6 protein-coding genes and 1 pseudogene are annotated in these 4692 nt (G+C 63.9%); all 7 read left to right on the top strand.

Going from position 1 to position 4692, the window contains the following annotated elements:
* Positions 1–246 (top strand): annotated as a pseudogene (gene prfB / locus AC2VOG_RS19715) (peptide chain release factor 2); the annotation flags it as partial.
* Positions 236–1210: a mechanosensitive ion channel family protein gene (locus AC2VOG_RS19720; RefSeq protein ID WP_486941514.1), complete on the top strand. Its 975-nt coding sequence runs from the start codon at positions 236–238 to the stop codon at positions 1208–1210. The pseudogene prfB and the gene AC2VOG_RS19720, both read left to right, overlap by 11 nt.
* Positions 1210–1713, top strand: coding sequence for an Rv3103c family proline-rich protein (locus AC2VOG_RS19725; protein ID WP_486941515.1), 504 nt, complete (start codon positions 1210–1212; stop codon positions 1711–1713). The genes AC2VOG_RS19720 and AC2VOG_RS19725 overlap by 1 nt, the downstream gene beginning before the upstream one ends.
* 63 nt (positions 1714–1776) lie before the next feature.
* The gene (ftsE, locus tag AC2VOG_RS19730; protein ID WP_486941518.1) at positions 1777–2466 is read left to right on the top strand and encodes a cell division ATP-binding protein FtsE; all 690 of its coding nucleotides are present in this window, start codon (positions 1777–1779) and stop codon (positions 2464–2466) included.
* Positions 2467–3360, top strand: coding sequence for a permease-like cell division protein FtsX (gene ftsX, locus AC2VOG_RS19735; RefSeq protein WP_486941516.1), 894 nt, complete (start codon positions 2467–2469; stop codon positions 3358–3360).
* Positions 3361–3362: 2 nt separating this feature from the next.
* Positions 3363–3857, top strand: a complete 495-nt coding sequence (gene smpB / locus AC2VOG_RS19740) for an SsrA-binding protein SmpB (RefSeq protein ID WP_486941517.1) — start codon at positions 3363–3365, stop codon at positions 3855–3857.
* Positions 3854–4692: EamA family transporter (locus AC2VOG_RS19745; protein WP_486941519.1), on the top strand; the 839-nt coding region annotated here is incomplete at its 3' end. The genes smpB and AC2VOG_RS19745, both read left to right, overlap by 4 nt.

Here is a 4692-nt window from a genome sequence, read left to right on the forward strand (position 1 = left end):
GTGCTTCAGGCAAAGTTGTTGGAACGCAAGCGGTTGGAAGAACGTGCTGAGCTCGACGCGTTGAAAGGTGACGGCGGCAGCAGCTGGGGTAACCAGATGCGGTCCTATGTGCTGCACCCGTATCAGATGGTCAAGGACCTGCGTACCGAGTTCGAAGTGGGTAACCCGGCCGCGGTTCTCGACGGCGACATCGACGGATTCCTGGAAGCAGGAATCCGGTGGCGTAACAGAAAAGATGACGACTAACGCCACGCTGCTGGCGGCGAGCGCGCCGCAGCGCTGGCATGACTTCTGGCACGGCGAACTCGGCCAGTGGTTCATCACCCGCGGTCTGCGGATGATGATGGTGGTGATCGCGGCCGTCTTGGCGGTCCGGTTTGTCACTTGGGTCACCGCACAGGTCGCCCGGCAACTCGACGAACGTTTCGTCGAAAGCGACGCGTTGGTCCGGTCGGAATCGTCCAAGCACCGGCAGGCCGTCGCCTCGGTCGCGCAGTGGGTGTCGATCGTCATGATCGCGATCTGGTGCATCGTGCGGATCGCCGAAGTGTTCAACTTCTCCGTCGCCGGCCTGGTCGCGCCGGCGACGGTGATTGGGGCCGCGCTGGGCTTCGGCGCTCAGCAGGTGGTTCGCGACGTCTTGGCGGGATTCTTCATCATCGTCGAAAAGCAATACGGTTTCGGCGATTTGGTCACCCTCACCGTGGTGGCCTCGACCGAGGCCAGCGGCACGGTTGAGAACGTCACGCTGCGGGTGACCAGGCTACGTTCACCCAACGGCGAAGTGTTGACCATCCCGAATGGTCAGATCGTCAAAGCGGTCAACGAATCCAAGGACTGGGCGCGCGCGGTGGTAGACATCCCGGTCTCGACCACCGTCGACCTGAACCGAGTCGCCGAGGTGCTGCGCCAGGAATGTGAGCGTGCCCAGGAAGACCCGATCCTGGGTAATTTGTTGTTGGACGCGCCCACCTTGATGGGCGTGGAAAACATCGCAGTCGACACCGTCACGCTGCGCTTGGTGGCCCGCACACTGCCCGGTAAGCAGTTCGAGGCCGGCCGTCAGTTACGCGTCCTGGTTGTCCGGGCGCTGGCCCGCTCGGGCATCGCGGCCGACGCGAAGGTCGGCGCCGTCGACGGTCCCGGCGCCGATGCTGCCGAGGCCGAAGAGGAAGAGTACGAAAAAACCAACGACCCGGTGCAGCGTTGATGAAGCTCACACTCAAGTTCTTCGAAAACCATCGCCGCGACGTGGAAAAGCGCTGGCCGAACTACCTGCTCGGCGGGCGGATCCGAACTTCGACGCTGGTGTTGATCATTGCGTTTTTCGCGACGTGGTGGACTTACAACACCTACAAGCCGCACCCGCCGCCACCGGTGGCGCCGTCGGTGGTGCCCCCCGGCTACGTTCCCGACCCCAACTACACCTGGGTGCCGCGCACACGTGTGCGCCCGCCCCAGCCCACCTATGAAACCCCGACGTACACGCCGACGTACACGCCGACCACTACGGTCCCGACCACCACGCCGCCACCCACCACCACGACGACCACGACGACACCGCCCCCGTTGATCCCGCCGTTCGTCCTGCCGCCGCCGTTCGTCCTGCCGCCGCCGTTCGGTCCCGGGACGACGACTCCCGCTCCTCCTCCGGAGCAGGCGCCGGCTCCGCCGGCCCCCGGAGTACCGCCGCCGCCGGGGTTACCGGGATGACGCGTCCTGGCTCGCCGCGTCGGCGCAGCCATCCGACATACCCGGTTAGACTGGCGACCCGTGATGATCACCCTCGAGCGCGTGACCAAGCAGTACAAGTCGTCGGCGCGACCGGCGCTCGACAACGTCAACCTCAAGATCGACAAGGGTGAATTCGTCTTCCTGATCGGTCCGTCCGGCTCGGGCAAGTCCACGTTCATGCGACTGCTGCTCGGGGCCGAGACGCCGACCAAAGGTGAGGTGCGGGTCTCGAAGTTTCACGTCAACGCGCTGGCCGGACGGCATATCCCCAGGCTGCGGCAGGTGATCGGCTGCGTCTTTCAGGACTTCCGGCTCCTGCAACAGAAGACGGTGTTCGAGAACGTGGCATTCGCCCTCGAGGTCATCGGCAAGCGGCCCGACGTGATCAACCGGGTGACGCCCGAGGTGCTCGAGATGGTGGGGCTGTCCGGCAAGGCCAGCCGGTTGCCGAACGAACTGTCCGGTGGTGAACAGCAGCGGGTGGCCATCGCGCGAGCGTTCGTCAACCGGCCGTTGGTCTTGCTGGCTGACGAGCCCACCGGCAACCTCGACCCCGAGACCAGCAACGACATCATGGATTTGCTCGAGCGGATCAACCGCACCGGAACCACCGTGCTGATGGCGACCCACGATCATCACGTCGTCGACTCGATGCGGCAACGCGTGGTGGAGTTGTCGCTGGGCAGGTTGGTGCGCGACGAACAGCGCGGCGTCTACGGGATGGACCGGTAAGTGCGCTTCAGTTTTCTCTTCAACGAGGTCCTGACTGGTTTTCGTCGCAATGTGACGATGACCGTTGCGATGATCCTGACCACCGCCATCTCGATCGGGCTGTTCGGTGGCGGCCTGCTGGTGGTCCGGTTGGCCGACCACTCCCGCAGCATCTATCTCGACCGGGTCGAGACTCAGGTGTTCCTGACCAACGACATCTCGGCCAACGACATGAATTGCGAGAGCCCGGAATGTAAAGCGTTGCGCGAGAGGATCGAAAAACGCAACGACGTCAAGTCGGTCCGCTTCCTCAATCGCCAGGACGCCTACAACGACGCCATCCGCAAGATCCCGCAATTCAAGGATTTGGCCAGCAAGGACGCATTCCCGGCGTCGTTCATCGTCAAGCTCGAGAACCCGGAGCAGCACGCCGAGTTCGATGCCGCGATGCAAGGTCAACCCGGGGTCGATCACCTGCTCAACCAAAAGGAGCTGATCGACCGACTCTTCGCGGTGCTGGACGGGTTGTCCGACGCGGCCTTCGCCGTCGCGCTGGTGCAGGCGATTGGGGCAATTCTGTTGATTGCCAACATGGTTCAGGTCGCCGCGCGTACCCGCAGCACTGAAATCACCATCATGCGTTTGGTTGGCGCCACCCGCTGGTACACCCAGTTGCCGTTCCTGGTCGAGGCGATGGTCGCCGCGACGCTCGGCGTCGTCATCGCGATCGTCGGGCTGATCGTGGTGCGCGCGCTGTTCCTCGACAGCGCGCTGAGCCAGTTCTACCAAGCGCATCTGGTCGCCAAAGTCGATTACGCCGACATTCTCTACATCTCGCCGCTGCTGCTGCTGGTCGGCGTTGCGATAGCCGGCGTCACGTCGTACGTGACCTTGCGCCTGTACGTGCGGCGTTAGCGATGGCCAAGAAGTCGCCGAGCAAAAGCGCTCCGGCCCGCCAGATTGTGGCGACCAACCGCAAGGCGCGGCACAACTACTCGATCTTGGACGTGTTCGAGACCGGCATAGTTTTGGTCGGCACTGAAGTCAAAAGTCTGCGGGAGGGCAAAGCGTCGTTGGCCGACGCGTTCGCCACCGTCGACGACGGCGAGGTTTGGCTGCGAAACCTGCACATTCCGGAATATCACCACGGCAGCTGGACCAACCACGCGCCGCGTCGCAACCGAAAGTTACTTCTCCACAGGCGCCAAATCGATGTTCTCATAGGCAAAATCAAAGATGGTAACCTCGCGCTCGTCCCGTTGGCGATGTATTTCTCCGAAGGAAAAGTCAAGGTGGAGCTTGCATTAGCGCGTGGTAAGCAGGCGCACGACAAACGGCAGGACATGGCCAAGCGCGACGCCCAACGCGAGGTAATTCGCGAACTGGGCCGGCGATCCAAGGGCATGCGCTGATCGGGGCGGCCTACGCCCAGCTTTCCGCCGTCAGCTACGGCTTCAGCGATTTCATCGGTGGGGTAGCTTCCCGGCGCGCGGCTGTGCTGCGGATCATGCTGGTGATCTATCCGCTCGCCACGGTCATGCTGGGGGCGCTCGCAGTTACCGCCGGTGGACCGATCCTTCCCGGTGCGGTGCTGTGGGGTTCGCTCTACGGAATCAGCCAGGCGATCGGGGTCTACTGGTTCTATGCGGCCGTCAGCGCCGGACCGATCACGGTGGTGTCGCCGCTGGCCGCCATGCTGAACGCGGCGGTGCCGGTGGCGGTGGGTATCGCGCTCGGCGAGCGACCGGGCGCGACGGCGTCGTTCGGTGTGGTGTTGGCGATCTTCGCCGTGATCCTGGTCGGCCGGGAGTCACCGGATGACGAAGATGTCCGCACGCACCGCTTCACCGGCAAGGTCGCCTGGCTGACGATCGGGTCGGGCGTGGCGTTCGGACTGGATTTCGTTCTGCTGCACCAGGCTCCGGTGGTGTGCCGGATGTGGCCGCTGTTCTTCGCCCGAGCCGCGGCGACCGTGTTGGTGATCGCGGTGGCTGCGCGGAGCAACAATCTCCAGTTGCCGTCTAGGACACCGCTGCGGCTGGCGGTCTTGGCGGCGCTGCTCGACACCTGCGCGAATGTCAGCATGCTGCTGGCGATCCAGAAATGGATGCTGTCGCTGGCCAGCATCCTGATCTCGTTGTATCCGGCGACCACGGTCGCCCTGGCGATTATCGTGCTGCGCGAGCGACTGACTCGCTGGCAGGCGATCGGCATGCTGCTGGCCGCAGCGTCGGTGGGCATGATCGC

Source organism: Mycobacterium sp. TH-M11 (genome assembly GCF_057473725.1).